Source organism: Vibrio sp. Y29_XK_CS5 (assembly GCF_024181835.1).
Classification (GTDB): domain Bacteria; phylum Pseudomonadota; class Gammaproteobacteria; order Enterobacterales; family Vibrionaceae; genus Vibrio; species Vibrio harveyi.
The window spans coordinates 156,464-174,488 of record NZ_JAMZAM010000002.1 but is presented as its reverse complement, the minus strand read 5'-3'; the positions used below and the strand labels follow the sequence as shown (position 1 = coordinate 174,488).

Sequence of the window (18,025 nt, the reverse complement as noted above, 5' to 3'; positions counted from 1 at the left end):
AGAACAACTTGGAAGCTAGGTTGGGAAACTAATTTTCAAGCATGCTCTTTGTAGTATGAAAACACCCTGGAGGGGTTCCCGAGTGGCCAAAGGGAGCAGACTGTAAATCTGCCGGCACTGCCTTCGATGGTTCGAATCCGTCCCCCTCCACCATATTCTTTCTTATGTTTTTCCTTTGAACATAAGAACAACTTGGAAGCTAGGTTGGGAAACTAATTTTCAAGCATGCTCTTTGTAGTATGAAAACACCCTGGAGGGGTTCCCGAGTGGCCAAAGGGAGCAGACTGTAAATCTGCCGGCACTGCCTTCGATGGTTCGAATCCGTCCCCCTCCACCATATTCTTTCTTATGTTTTTCCTTTAAACATGAGAACAACTTGGAAGCTAGGTTGGGAAACTAATTTTCAAGCATACTCTTTGTAGTATGAAAAACACCCTGGAGGGGTTCCCGAGTGGCCAAAGGGAGCAGACTGTAAATCTGCCGGCACTGCCTTCGATGGTTCGAATCCGTCCCCCTCCACCATATTGAAGAAGCCAGCTCATTGAGCTGGCTTTTTTCGTTCTATACCTATCAATTTTCAATGACTACCCCTCTATCTGGCTAAATCTAGTCTCACTCATAGCGCGATTTTTAGTGATCTTTCGTTAAGTAGTACGACACCTAGATACTTTTAACTAGCTCTGCTTGAGAGGGAATCAAAGTGTCAGTTGGTTTATTTTAGGTCAATGGAATCAAGCCATAGATCATCTCATTAGCTCTATCTTCACCATTCCCTATGTGTGACTCATCGTTTCCCTTGTAAGGATCCTATTTGCTCGACTTTAACCACTCGAAATTATATCGATAGGTTTCGATTTTCTGATTTCCAGACATAAAAAATCCCGCTCGAAAGCGGGATTTTACTAAGACTAAATTGAACGCTGTTGGTGATTAACCTTGAATACCGACAATCAACCAAGGTGCGTTTGGTACCGTTAGGTCACGCTCTAGGTGCCAGATATCTTCGATATCTTCTTCAATGCCTTCTGCTGCATCACGGTAGCGACCACTGAACTGCAGACTAAGCTGTGCTTTACTTGCATCGTAGTCAGCGCGAACGATTTCAGCATCTACATACATCACATCGGTGTGCTGCTCGCCATCTAGCTTCGCACGTTCTGCTTTCAAATCTTCAAATAGGCTTGGTGAAACATACTCTTCAATCGTGTGAAGTTGGTTATGGTTCCATGCGCCTTGCAAGATGCGGTAGTGCTCACGAGAGCCATTGATAAATGCAGCTTGGTCAAAACCCGGTGGGTAGTTATGTGGGATGTCAGTTTGAGCACCGAAACCGCCAAAACCACCAGCGTTTGTATTTGGCTGTTGCTCAAAATTCTGCATGTTTGGTTGCTCGAACTTAGAAGCATTACCGCCAAATGCTGGCTGTTGACGATGCTGATTCATACTGCCCTGTTTAGCGCCAAGCATGCCACGCATCAATTTGAAGATAACAAATGCAATCAAACCGATGATTAGGATATCCATAAATTGGATACCTTCGAATGCACCACCAAAGAATGCTGCTAACAAACCACCAGCAAGAAGACCACCAAGTAAGCCGCCCATCAAACCTTTTTTGCTTGATGATTTAGCACCTTGTTCTTTACCAATGGTGTTTGTGTTTTGTTGCTGCTGTTTAGGAGCAGGGGCTGTTTTATAACTCTTACCGAAAGACTTACCACCACCGAACTTTTTCGCTTCCGCGATAGGCGTTACAGCAACAGTAAACATCAGTAGGGCGACAATCGAAAATAAACGTTTCATCGTTATCCTTAAAATTGACGATATGTACTTAATCGCGCTGCATGATAGTGAAATGAACGAGCATCTAATATCAGTAGCACGCTAAATATGAGATGTGTCCATCATACTCCGTCGGATTCAACAATGAAACAATCCGTAATAGAAGACATGTATCAGAATATTGCCAACCCACAGGTTTCTGACTTGTTTGCGTTATTGACGGTCAATCAGTAGCTGACTATCATATTGAACGTTGTTCAATAAGTAGTTTTAAATTATGGCGCGCAGAAACGATCACACTAGAGAAGAGTTAGTCAATTTGACTCTTACCACAGTCAAAGACTTTTTAGACGAAAACTCTTACCACGACCTGAGCCTTCGCAAGATCGCTAATATGATAGGTTACGTGCCAAGTACTCTCGTTAATATTTTTGGCAACTATAACCTACTGCTTTTACATGCCGTTGCACAGACATTGGATGAGTTGCAACAAGAAGCAGTAACCGCGACCAAAAACAGTAAGGATGCTCATCAAGCACTTTTTGAACTGGCATACTGCTACCATGACTTTGCGCAAAAACACCCTTACCGCTGGCAACTGGTATTTGAGCACAACATGAATGGTGCTGAGCTTCCAGAGTGGCACGCGAAGCGCATCGATGGTATGACAGGAATGTTGGAATCCTTATTGGCACAAATCGCTCCCCATCGTACTGAATCTGAAGTATTACAAGCGAGTCGAGTATTATGGTCAGGTGTTCACGGCATTACACTTCTGAGCGTCGATGACAAATTTTTCTCAAGCGAACCTATTGATGGTAAAGAGCTTATCGATAACCTGATTTCAAACTACCTGATCAGCTGGTAATAAAGGATTGTTCATGTCATCAGACAGCCAGTCGTCTTTGCTTAGGCAGCGAAAGTTCCTCCCCTACTTTATTACCCAGTTTTTTGGTGCTTTCAACGACAACATATTTAAGAACGTACTGCTGCTGTTTGTGGCTTTTGCTGGGTCAAGCGCGTTACCAATTTCTAGCAACCTTTTCATTAACTTAGCGGCAGGCTTGTTTATTCTTCCATTCTTCTTATTCTCTGCGTCAGCTGGGGTGCTCGCGGATAAGTACGAGAAGTCATGGTTTATTCGAAAGGTAAAGTTGTTCGAGATCGGCATCATGCTATTAGGCGCAATTGGTTTTATCACCGAAAGCTATGGCGTCCTGCTCTTATTGCTGTTTTTGATGGGTACCCAATCGGCGTTCTTTGGACCAGTCAAATATGCCCTACTTCCTCAACAACTTAATGAAAGAGAACTCGTCCCTGGCAACGCATTAGTCGAAGCTGGTACGTTTATCGCAATTCTGGTCGGTACTCTCGGTGCCGGTATTATTGCCTCAGCAGAGAGTGCCAAATATCTTGCTGCTTTCTGCGTTGTCATCTTTGCTGTTTTGGGCTACCTATCTAGTCGCTTTATTCCGTTTGCATCAGCCAGCGCACCGGACATTCAATTCAAATGGCAACCATATAAACAGACCAAGCACACACTCGCGATTGCTAAGTCTGATCGTATTGTCTTCCAATGCATCATGGCAATCAGCTGGTTTTGGTTCCTAGGTGCGGCTTATCTGACTCAATTTCCAAACTTCACCAAGGTGTATTTGAACGGTACCGAAAGCGCGGTTTCTTTCCTTCTAGCGCTATTCTCTGTGGGCATTGCGGTTGGCTCCATGGCGTGTAATTGGCTCTCAAATCATCGTATTGAAGTCGGCATCGTGCCGATTGGTGCTCTGGGTATCACAATCTTCGGTTTCTTGATGGCAACATCGATTCCGAGCGATCTGCCTCGCTTCCATACTTTCGCTGAGTTTGTTAGCTACGATGCATTCTGGCCCTTGTTCTTCTACTTATTAATGATAGGTGTATCCGGCGGTCTCTTTATCGTCCCCCTTTATGCCTTGATGCAACACCGAGCTAAAGAAACGGAACGAGCGCAGGTCATTGCAGGCTTAAACATCTTTAACTCTCTATTCATGGTAGGCAGCGCTGTATTAGGCATTGTTTGTCTAAGCATACTTGAAATGAGCATTCCTCAATTGTTTGCTCTTCTGGCGGTGCTTAATTTCCTCGTTGCAACGTACATTTTTTTGCAGATTCCTATCTTTGTGGTGCGCTTTGCAATGTGGGTGGTCACTCATACCATTTACCGAGTGAAGCACAAGAACTTACACCACCTACCAGAACACGGCGGGGCATTGATCGTCTGCAATCATGTCAGCTATATGGACTCACTGCTATTAAGTGCCGTTTGTCCTCGTCTCATTCGATTTGTGATGGAAGAAGACTATGCGAACCTTCCTCCTTTGCGACGATTTCTTCGCCGAGCAGGCGTGATCCCCATCTCGGCTAGCAATCGAACATCGATTCGCCGCGCATTTAATGATGTTGAGAAAGCACTGAGTGAGGGTCATATTGTGTGTATTTTCCCAGAGGGACGTTTAACGTCAGATGGTGAGATGAACGAGTTTATGCGTGGTATCGATATCATCCTTCGCCGCAGCCCTGTCCCTGTTATACCAATGGCACTGAAAGGTTTGTGGGGCAGCTATTTCAGCCGTGCAAAAGGTCGCGCATGTAAGGGGTTACCAACCCGTTTCTGGTCTAAATTAGAAATCGAAGCAGGAACACCCGTCGATCCAAAACAAGCCAGCGCGCAAGTTATGTTTGAAAAAGTAAGAGCACTTCGAGGCGACTGGCGTTAAACTCAGAGCAGCACTTTCATATTCTTGAACATGCGTTTAGTTTAACTGAACGCATGTTCAATTCATTAAGACTTTCTGACCAAAAGCGTTACTGTATACTCCACGCTTTAACTCATAACAACGAACGACACCCTTGAATACAAAGAATATCCCCTTTGGATTGGCACTGCTGTTTTGTTTAACCCCTTTCGTGTCCTCTCCTATTGCGCTTGTGATCGGTTTTCTATTGGCGAGTTTTAGCCTAGTACCGACAGAACTTCCTATTGCCTCTTTTACCAAGAAGTTGCTTTCCTATTCAATCATTGGCTTAGGATTCGGTATTCACTTTGAGCAGGCTCTAGCAGTCACTTCTGACGGTATTGGTCTTATCATCGCCACCATTCTTGGCACGCTTGTGATCGGTATGACGATCGCGAAGATGATTAAGTTAGAACGAACGACCGCTTACTTAATCGCTTCTGGCACTGCAATTTGCGGTGGCAGTGCAATTGCCGCTGTCGCTCCAGCGATTAAAGCGAAGGACGAACAAATCGGTCTTGCACTTGCAACGGTTTTCGTTCTGAACTCATTAGCACTATTTATCTTCCCAGTGATTGGTCACGCAATAGGCTTGGATCAGCATACGTTCGGAACATGGGCGGCGATTGCGATTCACGACACTTCTTCAGTTGTGGGTGCCGCGTCTGCTTACGGCGAAGAAGCACTTACAACAGCAACAACATTGAAGCTCGCCCGAGCATTGTGGATTATCCCTGTCGCACTGATCAGTGCTGTGATCTTTTCTCGAGGTAATGGAGAGGAAGGCAAAAGTAAGTTAGTGATTCCTTACTTCATTTTCTGGTACTGTGCTGCAATTGCATTCAGCGATTTCTTCCCACAATTTGAAGTGGTATATCAAGGCATCTTTGCCATTGCTAAGCAAGCTCTTGTGGTTTGTTTGTTCTTGATTGGTTGCAGTATTTCAGTCTCAAAACTCAAATCAGCAGGCGCAAAGCCATTACTGTTTGGCGTCACGTTGTGGGTACTGATTTCTACTACGTCTCTAGGCTGGTTACTTCTCAGCTAAACCTTGATCGATTTTCTGAGGCTGGGTTGGCTCGACTGTTCGCGTGCTTTGACTTTTGTGCACCAACACTAAAGCTATTGCAACCAGAAAGGCAGTTAACTCAGCCAATGAACGCATTAACCCCTCACTGCTGACAGCTACACCGATTTGCAATAATACCGCCGCTGCTAACGCTAATTTGATCATCCTGAACCTTATGCCTTATTCCTTTATCTTTGAGCATGATTATGATTCAGAGTTATAAGGATACGAAATTACCTTTTCGACTAATTCATTGCGAAATCAACTATACCCAAGTGACTTCAAGGTGCTGGATTCAGAGCGCTGTCACTGATTCAAGTTCAAGGAAAACAACGAAGCGTAATAGCAAGCTCTTTCCAAGTTGTTTGACGATGAAATTGTTTCAGTGACACGCTCCCAAAGGGCGAGTTGCCTTGGTTCGTATGCTCCGTTAACAACTTTTGATTTAGAACCACTAGATCTTCAAATTGTTGTCTCGCCTTCAAACCAAGTCATTCTCGCTGAACCAAGCATTTTGAGGTTACTTGGGTATATGACTTTCTATCCATGAAATAAAGGTTTTCACTTTAGGTCGATGTTCATAGCCAGATGGACAAATTAAATCGTACCCCAAGTTCGTATCCATTGTCGGATAAGGGCTAACCAATTCTCCTTTATCCAGTAGATCTTTGACGAATCGATACCGCCCCATCGCCACACCAACACTATTTCTCGCCGCGAGCACCGCCATATCTCGATGGCTAACACAATAAAAATGCTCAAAGATATCAACATCAAGTCCCACATGGGCAATCCATCGTTGCCATACATCCGAACCCAATGCATGGATAAAGTTGATACGATGAAGTGATGCCATCCCATCCTCTAAAATATTCTGTTCTTTCATGTACTCAGGTGTACAGACCGGGATGTACTTTTCACCAAACAGTCTTTGGCGATACACATCAACCAAATGCTCCGTATCATAAAAAATCGCAGCATCAATGTGATTCGTCACTAAATCTAATTGGTTTTCCTGTGCAAACAGGTTGAGGTTAAATCCCGGATAAAGACGTTTAAAATCCGCAATACGTGGCATCAACCATCCATTTAAGAATCCCGGAGATGCAGCGATATTCAGTTCACCAACTAAATCCGTTGATTTTATTTCTTCAATTTCATTAAAGATGGTGCTCAGTGACGATGATAATGTCTTTTGGAATCGGTACCCTTCTGCGGTCAAATCTAACTTCCGCGTACCTCGCACAAACAGAGAAAAACCAAGCTCCTGCTCTAGCACTTTGATGCGATGACTCACAGCGCCTTGAGTGAGGTGCAACTCTTTCGCTGCCTGCGTAAAGCTGAGGTGCTTCGCTGCGATACTGAAAGTATGAAGGTTTCTAAGCAGTAACTGTTGGTTAGCCATAACGCACCATGCATTAAAAATATTAATTCATGATAGTAGTGATTTCGTTTGTTTGCGTCGATAATTAAGTTTCAAATAGTCTCTAGAAACTAAATAAAAACACCACTTTCAAACATAGATCATGTTTTAGGTGGCATTAAAATTATAGGGGCAAATATGAATATACTCGGCTATATGCAAAAAGTCGGTAAGGCATTAATGGTACCCGTGGCGACCCTACCTGCTGCGGCAATATTAATGGGGATTGGCTACTGGATTGATCCGGTCGGTTGGGGCTCTGAAAGTGTTTTAGCGGCATTCCTAATTAAATCCGGTGGAGCCATCATTGATAACATGGCGGTACTGTTCGCCGTTGGTGTAGCTTTCGGATTAAGTAAGGATAAGAATGGCTCTGCCGCTTTATCTGGTTTTATCTGTTTTATGGTGCTAACCACATTACTAGCACCGGGTGCCGTTACTCAATTGATGGATATTAGTGCTGACGAAGTGCCTGATGCGTTCAACAAAATCAACAACCAGTTTATCGGTATTCTAGTTGGCGTGATCTCAGCAGAAATCTATAACCGTTACTCTGGTGTTGAGCTACCAAAGGCGTTGGCATTCTTCAGTGGCAAGCGTCTGGTTCCAATCTTAACCTCTATCGCTGGCATGGCTTTGGCTTTTGTCCTGCTTTACGTATGGCCTGTGATTTACGATGCATTAATTATTTTCGGGACTAAGCTCGAATCCATGGGGGCGTTAGGCGCAGGTCTCTTTGGCTTCTTTAACCGTTTGATGCTGACAATCGGCATGCACCACGCGCTCTACCCTGTCTTCTGGTTTGATGTGGTTGGCATCAACGACATTCCAAACTTCTTAGGCGGCGCACAGTCTATTGCCAATGGTACGGCTGTGATCGGCAAAACTGGTATGTACCAAGCTGGCTTCTTCCCAATTATGATGTTTGGCCTACCAGGTGCCGCTCTTGCGATTTATCACTGCGCTGATAAGCAAAACAAAACCAAAGTGTTTTCTATCATGCTGGCTGCTGCGATGGCGTCTTTCTTCACTGGTATCACAGAACCTCTAGAGTTCAGCTTCATGTTCTTAGCGCCAGTGTTGTACCTGATTCACGCAGTATTAACGGGGATCTCAATGTACATTGCGGCAAGCATGCAATGGATGGCAGGTTTTGGCTTCTCTGCAGGCTTCGTTGACTTCGTACTATCAAGCCAAAACCCGCTGGCGACCAAATGGTACATGCTGATCCCACAAGGTTTAGTTTTCTTCGCGATTTACTACAGCGTATTCCGCTTTGCGATTATTAAGTTCAACTTACGTACACCCGGTCGCGGCGAGGATATGGAAAAAGAAGTCACTGAGAACATTGGTGAATTGACGAAAGACTACATCGCAGCGATTGGTGGTGCAGATAACATTCTCGAGGTGGACAATTGTATTACTCGCCTTCGCTTGACTGTAAAAGACTCTTCTCTAGCCGATGAAGCTAAGCTAAAACAACTAGGTGCTGCTGGCGTAGTTATGATTGGTAAAGGTGGCTTACAAGTGATTATCGGATTGGGCAAAGTAGATAAAGTGGCTGAGCAGATGAAAGTCGCGCTCACTAACTAAAGAATTGTGGTGACTCACCATCACCACATCCCCCTGAAGTGCAATAACGCTTAGTCACCGTTTTGCACTTCATTTTTTAGCCAGTCTTTCACTGCTTTGCGCGACACTTTAATACCACCACCCAACAGAGTTTGAGGCATTGCGTAATACGCTACTGGCCATTTGAATTTCTCTAGCTTAGTTTTTAGGTATTGCTCGTACTGTACTTTGCTCAATAACGATTCAGTTTGAATCACAGCCACTGGTCGGTGTCCAAATTCCGCATCTTCTACTGGCACAACAATGCTTTGCGAAATACCCTCGATTTGGTTCAGTACTGCTTCAATTTCTTCGCAGTGAACATTCTCACCGCCAGAGATGAATTGGTTGTCTGCTCGTCCAATGATCTTAAGTTCATCGCCTTGCCACTCACCTAAGTCTTTACTGTCGAACCAACCATCATCATTAAGCAGAGAAGTAATACTTCCTTGATTGAAGTAGCCAGTTGCGAGAGTGAGCCCGCCAATATAAATGCGTTGCTCCTCCAGCTTAATATCTCGATTTTGCAATAGGTGACCTGCATTGCTGATGCTGTCTATTTGCTTTGCTGTCACCGTTGAAGCGGCTTCCGTCATGCCGTAACCTAGCCAAGTCTCAATGCCTTGTTGTGTCGCTCGTAGTGCGAGCTCATGTGCGACGTGGCTACCACCCAGTAATACATGCGTGAGAGACAATTCAACTTGTTCGTCCAGCAAACGCTTAAGCTGGGTCGAGACTAAAGAAGCATGAGAGACACCAACAATATCGTCCGTAAGGCTTCCACTTCCGACCTTAATGGTTGCACCAGCGAACAGCCAGCGATACACAATGGCAAGACCAGAAACATGATAAAGCGGCAGAGAGAGTAACCACGTACCTTGTTGGTCGAACCGAAACTCAGCCAACAGACCTTGAGCTGAAGAAAGGTGTTGTCTATGTGTATGAACAACCGCTTTGGGCGTACCGGTTGAACCAGAGGTAAATACGATAGATGCGAATCCATCATGCGAGTATCCGTCAGTAGAGAGCACTGATACATCATCGGTGTTAGTGTCTGGAATCGACAACAAGGTAGCACTAAGTTGTGATAACTGATTTTCAGAGTACAAACCAACGGCACCATCAGCAAACCAAACAAAGCGTTGCTGGTTCGGTTTGTATAATGTCGTTAGTTTGCCAGACAGAGCCTCAAAAGGCTGCGGCATGGTTAAAGCAACAGTCGCTCCTAACTGCTGAGCGGCAAGATAAAACCACAGGGTTTCAACTTGATTCTTACCGACTAACGTCACCACATCTCCATTCATCACACCTTGCTGTTGCAGGGAATGAACATAATGGCTAATCCGTGCCGCTAATTGCTGCCAATTGAGCGACGCTTTGTTTGTTTCAAGCGCAATAGAAAAAGGGCTCACTTGAGCCCAGTATTTCCACGGTGCAATCGCAATATCATCTACGCTGAATGCCACACTAACTCCTGCTCTGACAGCGGAATAACTGGAAGATCGCACTTCGGCCAGCCCTGCTCTAATTGCGCTTTAAACAAACCAATGGTATCCAAACCTGGGATCTCATTTGGTAGTTGCCATTGTGCTAAGCGCGCAAGTTGGTGGAGACCTAAGCTCGATTCAATGCTTGAGCTGATCACGGCTTTAATGCCCAGCGTCTTCGCCTTTTCAATCAGCTTAATACAGAAATCGACCGAGCCGATTAACGTTGGCTTGATGATGATGGTTTTCACACCAGTAAGATCTTCCAAGCTGAAATCTTCACGACGAACCGCATCTTGCAACGTCTCATCCCACGCGATAGCGATCCCCGTATTGATTGCAAAAGACAGACTGTCGCCAGGAGAGCGACATGGCTCCTCCAAGAAGGTGATGCGCTGGCGTAGTGATGGTGCAATGTATTTTGCAAACTGCTGCGCTTTTTCTGGCGTCCAAGCACGGTTTGCATCAAGACGAAGCGTTAGCTGTGGAATCGACTCAAGAAACAAGTTCACCAGCATACCGTCACGAATCGGTTCATACAGACCGACTTTTACTTTCGCGACTTTTTCGCCTTCCATTTCGTTCAGTTTTGGGATCAGATCGTCTGGGTCACCGTTACACAAAGGCGCGACTTGGTGCTTACCTTGCGCAGGTAAACCACCTTCAAGCTCCAGTTGTGCCATCGACAAACCAAACGCAACCGATGGATACATGTGGTTGTAATCCAAAGGTAAGTTCGCAACCCAGCGTTCAACCTGAGCTTGCAATTGAATACCGGCTTCTTCCACACCTTCCAAGCTAAAACCAACCAGTGGAGCGACTTCACCACGACCGATTTTATCACCTTCGGACAGTTCAACGATGTAACCTGTACGTTCCGTCAACTTGTTATCACGCAGTATCACGCCACTGTCCATTGGCAAGCAGTAACGATAAATCTTCGCTTTACGCATAATTCGAATCCTATGTAATGCCGTATATTCTGAGCTCTTTAGCGAGAAAACCCGCTGCCTCCCAGAGGGCGAGGCGCTCAGGACGAAAAACGAAATAGAGGAGCGCATGGCTCCTCTTCTTATACGGATTATGGGTTACGAGGGAATTTGTCGAAGTCTGGGCGACGTTTCTCGTTGAATGCGTTACGACCTTCTTGGCCTTCATCCGTCATGTAGAACATCATTGTCGCGTTACCAGCAAGCTCTTGCAGACCCGCTTGACCATCACAGTCTGCATTGAGTGCCGCTTTCAAACAACGTAGCGCCATAGGGCTATGTTGTAGAACTTCACGACACCAGCGAACGGTTTCTTTTTCTAGGTCTTCTAGTGGCACAACTGTGTTCACTAGTCCCATATCTACTGCTTCTTGTGCATTGTAGAAGCGACATAGGAACCAGATTTCGCGAGCTTTCTTCTGACCAACAATGCGAGCCATGTAAGATGCCCCCCAGCCACCATCGAATGAACCGACTTTAGGACCCGTTTGACCAAATTGTGCATTGTCAGCAGCAATCGTTAGATCACACATCATATGAAGAACATGACCACCACCGACAGCCCAACCTGCAACCGATGCGATCACTGGTTTTGGACAAGTACGGATGTCTCGTTGGAAATCCAATACGTTTAGATGGTGAGTGCCTTGGTCGTCTTTATAGCCGCCGTAATCGCCGCGGATCTTCTGGTCACCGCCAGAACAGAAAGCGTCTTCGCCTAGACCCGTTAGAATGATCACGCCAACACCAGAGTCGTAGCGTGCATCTGCCAACGCATCAATCATCTCTTTCACCGTTTGAGGGCGGAACGCATTACGCACTTGTGGACGTGCAATAGTAATTTTCGCGATACCGTCTTCAGACTTGTGGTAATGAATGTCCTCGTATTTCTCGCCGCAATCTTTCCATTGAACCGGAGCGTAAAGTTCTTCTTCAGAAATGCCTACTGTTTTAGCCATGGTGATTCCCATTGTTCTCGTTGCTCTCACCCAAAGTGAGAATGAAATATTCGATTAATGTGCATCGCAAATTGTTGTGGTTGCTCTTGATGGACATTGTGTCCAGCGCCCTCAACTTGTCGATACGCCAACCCGCTACTCTCAGCCAGTTGACTAAATTTCTTGTCTTCTGAACCGCAAATGTAATACAGCGGAATGGTTTGTTGTTGCAGCGCAGGCAGCAAGTAAGATTGCCTTGCTAAAGACGTCGCAAGCAACATGTCCGCAACTGCTGAACCAAGATTAGCACTTCGTTTCTCAATCAATGTTTGTCTTTGCTCATGGTTTAGTGAAGAAAAGACCAACTGTTGGTACCAATCGTTCAAAACACAGGCAAGAGGCTCTGTTTTGAAGCGTCTCGCCCAATGCGCATCGTTGCGAAACCGTGCTTGTTTTTCTGACTCGCTTTGCAGCCCGAAGTTTCCCCCTTCGATAATCGCACCGCAAATATTGAGATCCAGAAAACACTGGTGCGCAAGACCATGCATAGCAATGCGCCCACCCATTGAATAACCAATCAGAATAAACGGTTGTTGTGAGGGAAATAGTAAAGATAGTGTGGAATGGAGCAGTTTGCAGCAATCATTCAGGTCACGGCAAAAAATAGATTGGCTATGCCCATGCCCGGGTAAGTCAATCGTTACTCGGTCATACTGTGGCAAAGCTGCCATACACGTTTGCCAATCCTCACCACTGCCAAGCAAACCATGCAAAAACACCAACGTAGGTAATTCGCTACCTTGGTGTTTTTCCGTTGCAGGAAAGTGTTCAGAATAGAGCATGTAGATTCTTATTGAAGGATTTAAGATGCTCTACCGCTTGATTTGGCGGCGTTTGCACTTCGACCACCAATGCTCCACGACCTGTCGCCAAATGTTGTGATACTAACGTTTGGTACTCTGCCAGCGTGCTTGGTTTACTGTATTCTAATCCAAACTGCTTAGCGGCATGCTCAAACTCATAGCCATGGGGCATTTGGTAGAAAGACTCCCTATGCTCTTGTGGCACTGGCAGTAAATCAAAAATCGCACCACCATCGTTATTCGTGATCACTAAAACCGAAGGTAATTCACGGTGTGTAAACAGCGCTAGTGAGTTCAATCCATATAGAGCAGAAGTATCGCCAAGGAACATCAACATTGGATTTTGACGAGCTCGTTGCACACCACTTGCCGTAGCAAACAATCCATCAATACCCGAAGCGCCACGGTTAGTGAAGACTTCGGTATTGTCCAGTTTGCCAAACATATCGATTAGGCGAACAAACAAGCTATTACCAACAAACAAGTCCACCCCTTGAGACCGCTCCGCAACATCTATTGCCAAAGCAATTTCACTCAATTCACTCTTAGGATCGGAGACAAACAAACCTTTCGCATGCTGAGTCACCTGTTTGATGTCAGCAGCAAGGTCATCTGCCCAGCCGGAATACTCCGATTCAAACTCTGTAGTACGCTCTACCCACGCGCTTGGCTGCTCTGCCCAATGCCATTGAGGCAAGTGGCTTTGATTATCACGATCCAATCGTGGAGAGACATACCAATATTGAATATCCCCACCATGCTGATTGCGAGAAACATGTCTCTCTAACCAATGATTAAAACGCTTAGAAATGATTCGACTGCCGAACTGAACAATCAAATCGCAGTCATCAAGCTGGCTTGCCAACCTTGGGTTTTGTAGCCATAAATCAAAGTGCGCCCAATCAGAACTCACTCCACTTTGTGGGTCAGCAAGTATCGGCCACCCCATCTGTTCCGCAAATACACGAGCCGCTTGCGCTTGAACTAATGGCAAGCTTCCGATGACTACCACGCCTTTGTTATCGCCGCAACTTGGGATCGCACTGCTGGTTTTAGGGTTAAATCGCTGACAATACGTGACTTTGCTGTCTCTCCAACCTGCAACCGTGTCCAAGTAGCTTTGGTACGTACTCTTTTCAGTGTTCGAGTACAAAGGCTCGGGAAAGGCACAGTTAATGTGTACCGCACTGCCTCTTAGGCGTTGCGTAAACATCACTTCATCAACAGAAGTCAGCAACCAATTAAGAGGCGTTGATAATGTCGGACTCGGAAGGTTTAAACTGTCCGATACATGCTCAGCGAAAATACCCAATTGGTTGATGGCTTGGTTTGCACCGCAACCTACTAATTCAATAGGGCGGTCAGCGGTCAGTACCACCAGCTTTTCACCAGTCAACTTTGCTTCAGCAATCGCAGGCAATAAGTTCGCTACGGCAGTGCCAGAAGTCACAATCAATGCGACCGGCTCTTTGCTTGCTTTAGCAAGTCCGAGCGCCATGAAGCCTAATCCACGCTCATCAAAATGAGTATGAATAGTAAAATTGGGGTTATCTGCCGCTTCTACTGTTAAAGGTGTAGAGCGAGAACCAGGCGCAATACAAACGTGATTCACACCGAAGCGGTTCAATTCTGTCAGGATGGTTTCAGACCAGATGCGATTCAAAACAGCTTGATCGGCACTCATGATGCAACCCCAAGCGGTGGGTGATCTGAAATAAGAGAAAGTAACGTCGACATTTTTTTATCTAACTCGGCCCATTCATGTTCTGCAATGGAGCCTGGAACAATACCCGCGCCAGCAAACAGTTGAACTTGATCCCCTAAGATCAAAGCACTTCTGATCGCAACGCAAAATTCTGCACGTTCATGGCTAATATAACCCATCGAACCTGCATACCAACCACGAGCAAACGGTTCGTTATCCAGAATAAACTGCATCGATTCCTTGCGTGGTAAACCCGCTACTGCAGCGGTTGGTTGTAAAGCGGAAAGAAGCTGAACCCCATTGATTCCAGCTTTCAGTTCAGCGTGAATATTACGCTTCAAGTGCTGAACTTTTCTTAAACGTACTAAGCGAGGCTCGTTTTCGACCTCAACGCTTTCTGAATGCGGCGACAAACGATCGATAATGTCATCCACTACATATTGGTTTTCATTCAGATTTTTAGAATCTTGAGATAGCCAGTTTGCTAGCTCCATATCTTGCTTTGCATTATCGCCACGACCAATAGTGCCGGCTAAAGCTTCAGTATGAAGCTCATGACCAACGCGTGAATAAAGACGCTCAGGCGTTGACCCCATAAAACTGTGTTTACTGTCTAGACTCAATAGAAAATGAAAGCTGTGGTGATTATTTAAGTAGCTTGCTTTAAGTAACTGCGCAGCAGAAAGTGTCGAATCTAGTTGAACCACTGTTTTGCGAGCCAAAACCACTTTCTTGAAATCATCGTTTTCAATACCTGTCAGCACTTTTTCTACTAGCGTGTTCCACTCAGGCTCAGTTGGCGCGTGGTCAATAGATCGAATATGAGAAGAAATAGGCGCAAGGCTAGGCACATCACAAACCAGCTTTTTTAAGCCTGCTAATGTACGGGTTTTATCTTCTGAGATATTGACTGCGAGCGACCATTGTTGATCGAAGCGAATCAACTCGATTTGAGGAAGAAAAAAGAAAGATGGCATGCAGCGACGATTTTTCTCGTGCTGACCATCGAATGAACGGCCACCCCATACACGTTGACCTTCTCCAAGGATCGTATATGCAGGTCCCGGCTCAACAAAAGAATGGAGCTGACCTAGGGCAACAACCTCTTCACGAGTATCACGGGACTGCCAGTAAAACTTGGGAAAAAGTGGTTGTGCTTCAAGCCAGTCAATAAACGCGAAATTTGGTTTCTCGTTGAGTGGCTCGACTAAACGTGTTTGATTGCCTTCCGTTTGCTGAACTCGCTCGATAATTCTATTTACGGCTTGATGGAACTGTGACAAATCAACCTCGAAATATGTGAGGATTAGTGGTAACTGACGGCTACTCTAAGTTTAGACCCAAAGCAAATCAAGGTCGTATGCGATCTTTTGCAAAATCCTGTGATGGCGACAGGACAAAACTTAGCCACTAAACGGATAATTTACAGATTTATATTCTAATAAAAAACAAATTATTGTATTTTAATAAAGAAATTAACGATTTTTTAGGAATTAAACAATGCAAAATATCGGGATGTCGTCAAAACTCGACAATGTCTGCTACGACATTAGGGGTCCTGTACTCAAACATGCTAAACGCATGGAGGAAGAAGGGCATAAAATCCTAAAGCTAAACATTGGTAACCCCGCCCCATTTGGTTTTGACGCCCCTGATGAGATTCTAGTAGATGTAATCCGTAATCTACCAACTTCTCAAGGCTATTGTGATTCCAAGGGTATTTACTCAGCACGTAAAGCCGTCGTGCAGCACTACCAACGTAAAGGCATCCGTTCTCTGGATGTGGAAGATGTATACGTAGGCAACGGTGTTTCCGAACTCATCGTAATGGCAATGCAAGCGCTATTGAATAATGGCGATGAAATGCTGATCCCAGCACCGGATTACCCATTGTGGACGGCATCTGTTGCGCTATCAGGCGGTAAGCCTGTTCATTACTTATGTGATGAAGGTGCGGACTGGTATCCAGATCTAGAAGACATCAAAAAGAAAATCACGCCAAAAACACGCGGTATTGTTCTCATCAACCCGAACAACCCAACGGGTGCGGTTTACAGCCGTGATTTCCTTTTAGAAGTGATTGAGATTGCGCGTCAACATAAGTTGATGATCTTCGCCGACGAAATCTACGACAAAGTACTTTACGACGGTGCAACACACACTTCTGTCGCAACACTTACTGACGATGTATTGGTAATGACCTTCAACGGTCTGTCAAAAGCATACCGTGTTTGTGGTTTCCGCGGTGGTTGGATGTTCCTAACGGGTCCTAAACATTTGGCACAAGGCTACATCAACGGTCTCGAACTGCTGTCTTCAATGCGTTTGTGTGCCAACGTACCAATGCAACATGCAATCCAAACCGCGTTAGGAGGCTACCAAAGTATTAATGAGTTAATCCTGCCAGGTGGTCGTCTTCTTGAACAAAGAAACCGCGCTTACGAACTGATCAATCAGATCCCTGGGGTTTCGTGTGTGAAGCCAAAAGGCGCGATGTACTTGTTCCCGAAAATCGACACCAAGATGTACAACATCAAAAATGACCAACAAATGGTCTTGGATTTCTTAAAACAAGAGAAGGTATTGTTGGTACAAGGCTCTGGCTTCAACTGGCCAAAACCCGATCACTTCCGTATCGTGACTTTACCCCACGTAGAAGATCTCGAAACCGCGATTAGTCGCTTTGAACGGTTCTTAACAACGTATAGCCAGTAGTAATTACTACTGAACTCTCATATGCTTAGAGGAGCTCCTAGTGAGCTCCTTTTTTTGTATCAGAATCAAAATTGGAGACAGCAATGAAAGAAAGCCATTTTTTCGCCCACTTGGCACGAATGAAGCTCATCCAACGCTGGCCCTTGATGCGCTCGGTATCACCGGAAAACATTTCTGAACACAGCTTGCAAGTCGCGTTTGTCGCTCATGCCCTCGCCTTAATCAAAAACAAGAAGTTTGGCGGCAACCTCAATCCTGAACGGATAGCAATTCTAGCCATGTACCACGACTCCAGTGAGGTGTTAACTGGTGACTTGCCAACTCCTGTAAAATACTACAACCCAGAAATCTCTAAAGAATATAAGAAGATCGAAGCAGCTGCAGAACAAAAGTTACTGTCCATGTTGCCTGAGGAGTTTCAAGACGATTTTGCTCCCTACCTGTTGTCGCACTCTGCGCATGAAGAAGATGCATTGATCGTGAAACAAGCTGATTCCATCTGTGCATATTTAAAATGTCTCGAAGAACTTAGTGCAGGTAATCACGAGTTTGCTCTCGCCAAGAAGCGTCTCGACATCACTTTGCAAGAACGTAAAACACCGGAAATGGAATACTTCCTTCATACCTTTGCCCCAAGTTTTGAATTATCGCTGGATGAAATCAGTTAGT

Annotated in this window: 15 protein-coding genes and 3 tRNA genes; 9 read left to right on the top strand and 9 right to left on the bottom strand. The window is 45.3% G+C overall.

Features of this window, described 5'->3' with window-relative positions; translation table 11 throughout:
- Positions 1 to 68 precede the first annotated feature (68 nt).
- From NL647_RS11045 to NL647_RS11035, 3 genes are all read left to right on the top strand, one after another.
- Positions 69 to 153: transfer RNA gene (locus NL647_RS11045), tRNA-Tyr, on the top strand.
- 99 nt (positions 154 to 252) lie between these two features.
- A tRNA-Tyr gene (locus NL647_RS11040) sits at positions 253 to 337 on the top strand.
- 100 nt (positions 338 to 437) lie between these two features.
- A tRNA-Tyr gene (locus NL647_RS11035) sits at positions 438 to 522 on the top strand.
- A gap of 408 nt (positions 523 to 930) precedes the next feature.
- On the opposite strand, the gene NL647_RS11030 is transcribed toward NL647_RS11035, so the two are convergent.
- Positions 931 to 1,803 carry a Tim44 domain-containing protein gene (locus NL647_RS11030; RefSeq protein ID WP_005446611.1) on the bottom strand — a complete coding sequence of 291 codons (873 nt, stop codon included), beginning with the start codon at positions 1,801 to 1,803 and terminating at the stop codon, positions 931 to 933.
- A 256-nt stretch (positions 1,804 to 2,059) separates the two neighbouring features.
- Here NL647_RS11030 and NL647_RS11025 point away from each other — a divergent pair, with 256 nt between their 5' ends.
- The 3 genes from NL647_RS11025 to NL647_RS11015 all read left to right on the top strand — a co-directional run bounded on the left by NL647_RS11025 (position 2,060) and on the right by NL647_RS11015 (position 5,604).
- Positions 2,060 to 2,650, top strand: coding sequence for a TetR/AcrR family transcriptional regulator (locus tag NL647_RS11025; protein ID WP_005446609.1), 591 nt, complete (start codon positions 2,060 to 2,062; stop codon positions 2,648 to 2,650).
- 13 nt (positions 2,651 to 2,663) lie between these two features.
- Positions 2,664 to 4,538 carry an MFS transporter gene (locus NL647_RS11020; RefSeq protein ID WP_253650153.1) on the top strand — a complete coding sequence of 625 codons (1,875 nt, stop codon included), beginning with the start codon at positions 2,664 to 2,666 and terminating at the stop codon, positions 4,536 to 4,538.
- A gap of 160 nt (positions 4,539 to 4,698) precedes the next feature.
- On the top strand, positions 4,699 to 5,604 hold the full coding sequence (locus NL647_RS11015; RefSeq protein WP_047513154.1) for a YeiH family protein: 906 nt from the start codon (positions 4,699 to 4,701) through the stop codon (positions 5,602 to 5,604).
- On the opposite strand, the gene NL647_RS11010 is transcribed toward NL647_RS11015, so the two are convergent.
- Both NL647_RS11010 and NL647_RS11005 read right to left on the bottom strand, forming a co-directional pair.
- Complete coding sequence (locus tag NL647_RS11010; protein ID WP_253650152.1) at positions 5,590 to 5,790, bottom strand: hypothetical protein; 201 nt, start codon at positions 5,788 to 5,790, stop codon at positions 5,590 to 5,592. The two genes, NL647_RS11015 and NL647_RS11010, sit on opposite strands and share 15 nt — an antisense overlap.
- Before the next feature lie 355 nt (positions 5,791 to 6,145).
- Positions 6,146 to 7,030 carry a LysR substrate-binding domain-containing protein gene (locus NL647_RS11005; protein WP_005446602.1) on the bottom strand — a complete coding sequence of 295 codons (885 nt, stop codon included), beginning with the start codon at positions 7,028 to 7,030 and terminating at the stop codon, positions 6,146 to 6,148.
- A 156-nt stretch (positions 7,031 to 7,186) separates the two neighbouring features.
- Between NL647_RS11005 and nagE the strand changes: the two genes are divergently transcribed.
- Entirely contained in the window at positions 7,187 to 8,641 is a 1,455-nt protein-coding gene (gene nagE, locus NL647_RS11000; RefSeq protein ID WP_253650151.1) for an N-acetylglucosamine-specific PTS transporter subunit IIBC, read from the top strand.
- 50 nt (positions 8,642 to 8,691) lie between these two features.
- Here nagE and menE read toward each other — a convergent pair whose 3' ends face one another.
- From menE to NL647_RS10970, 6 genes are all read right to left on the bottom strand, one after another.
- A complete protein-coding gene (gene menE / locus NL647_RS10995; protein ID WP_110415482.1) occupies positions 8,692 to 10,125 on the bottom strand; it encodes an o-succinylbenzoate--CoA ligase in 1,434 nt (477 codons plus the stop codon).
- Positions 10,110 to 11,099 carry an o-succinylbenzoate synthase gene (menC, locus tag NL647_RS10990; RefSeq protein WP_253650150.1) on the bottom strand — a complete coding sequence of 330 codons (990 nt, stop codon included), beginning with the start codon at positions 11,097 to 11,099 and terminating at the stop codon, positions 10,110 to 10,112. Before menC ends, menE begins: the two co-directional genes overlap by 16 nt.
- A gap of 128 nt (positions 11,100 to 11,227) precedes the next feature.
- Positions 11,228 to 12,094 (bottom strand): 1,4-dihydroxy-2-naphthoyl-CoA synthase, encoded by an 867-nt coding sequence (gene menB, locus NL647_RS10985; RefSeq protein WP_005446595.1) that lies wholly within the window; start codon positions 12,092 to 12,094, stop codon positions 11,228 to 11,230.
- 26 nt (positions 12,095 to 12,120) lie between these two features.
- Positions 12,121 to 12,915, bottom strand: coding sequence for a 2-succinyl-6-hydroxy-2,4-cyclohexadiene-1-carboxylate synthase (gene menH / locus NL647_RS10980; RefSeq protein ID WP_253650149.1), 795 nt, complete (start codon positions 12,913 to 12,915; stop codon positions 12,121 to 12,123).
- Positions 12,902 to 14,620 (bottom strand): 2-succinyl-5-enolpyruvyl-6-hydroxy-3-cyclohexene-1-carboxylic-acid synthase, encoded by a 1,719-nt coding sequence (gene menD, locus NL647_RS10975; protein ID WP_253650148.1) that lies wholly within the window; start codon positions 14,618 to 14,620, stop codon positions 12,902 to 12,904. Before menD ends, menH begins: the two co-directional genes overlap by 14 nt.
- The gene (locus NL647_RS10970; RefSeq protein ID WP_017188355.1) at positions 14,617 to 15,924 is read right to left on the bottom strand and encodes an isochorismate synthase MenF; all 1,308 of its coding nucleotides are present in this window, start codon (positions 15,922 to 15,924) and stop codon (positions 14,617 to 14,619) included. Before NL647_RS10970 ends, menD begins: the two co-directional genes overlap by 4 nt.
- A 217-nt stretch (positions 15,925 to 16,141) precedes the next feature.
- Between NL647_RS10970 and NL647_RS10965 the strand changes: the two genes are divergently transcribed.
- Complete coding sequence (locus NL647_RS10965) at positions 16,142 to 17,356, top strand: pyridoxal phosphate-dependent aminotransferase (RefSeq protein ID WP_005446588.1); 1,215 nt, start codon at positions 16,142 to 16,144, stop codon at positions 17,354 to 17,356.
- Between the two features lie 83 nt (positions 17,357 to 17,439).
- Positions 17,440 to 18,024, top strand: coding sequence for a 5'-deoxynucleotidase (gene yfbR, locus NL647_RS10960; protein WP_069218874.1), 585 nt, complete (start codon positions 17,440 to 17,442; stop codon positions 18,022 to 18,024).
- The last annotated feature ends 1 nt before the right edge of the window (position 18,025 follow it).

What these genes read in the sequence shown, in the direction of transcription:
- NL647_RS10965 (WP_005446588.1), top strand. Translation starts at nt 16,142, where the DNA reads ATGCAAAATATCGGGATGTCGTCAAAACTCGACAATGTCTGCTACGAC.
- NL647_RS11025 (WP_005446609.1), top strand. Translation starts at nt 2,060, where the DNA reads ATGGCGCGCAGAAACGATCACACTAGAGAAGAGTTAGTCAATTTGACT.
- NL647_RS11010 (WP_253650152.1), bottom strand. Translation starts at nt 5,790, where the DNA reads ATGATCAAATTAGCGTTAGCAGCGGCGGTATTATTGCAAATCGGTGTA.
- menD (WP_253650148.1), bottom strand. Translation starts at nt 14,620, where the DNA reads ATGAGTGCCGATCAAGCTGTTTTGAATCGCATCTGGTCTGAAACCATC.
- NL647_RS11030 (WP_005446611.1), bottom strand. Translation starts at nt 1,803, where the DNA reads ATGAAACGTTTATTTTCGATTGTCGCCCTACTGATGTTTACTGTTGCT.
- NL647_RS11020 (WP_253650153.1), top strand. Translation starts at nt 2,664, where the DNA reads ATGTCATCAGACAGCCAGTCGTCTTTGCTTAGGCAGCGAAAGTTCCTC.
- menH (WP_253650149.1), bottom strand. Translation starts at nt 12,915, where the DNA reads ATGCTCTATTCTGAACACTTTCCTGCAACGGAAAAACACCAAGGTAGC.
- menB (WP_005446595.1), bottom strand. Translation starts at nt 12,094, where the DNA reads ATGGCTAAAACAGTAGGCATTTCTGAAGAAGAACTTTACGCTCCGGTT.
- menC (WP_253650150.1), bottom strand. Translation starts at nt 11,099, where the DNA reads ATGCGTAAAGCGAAGATTTATCGTTACTGCTTGCCAATGGACAGTGGC.
- yfbR (WP_069218874.1), top strand. Translation starts at nt 17,440, where the DNA reads ATGAAAGAAAGCCATTTTTTCGCCCACTTGGCACGAATGAAGCTCATC.
- nagE (WP_253650151.1), top strand. Translation starts at nt 7,187, where the DNA reads ATGAATATACTCGGCTATATGCAAAAAGTCGGTAAGGCATTAATGGTA.
- NL647_RS11005 (WP_005446602.1), bottom strand. Translation starts at nt 7,030, where the DNA reads ATGGCTAACCAACAGTTACTGCTTAGAAACCTTCATACTTTCAGTATC.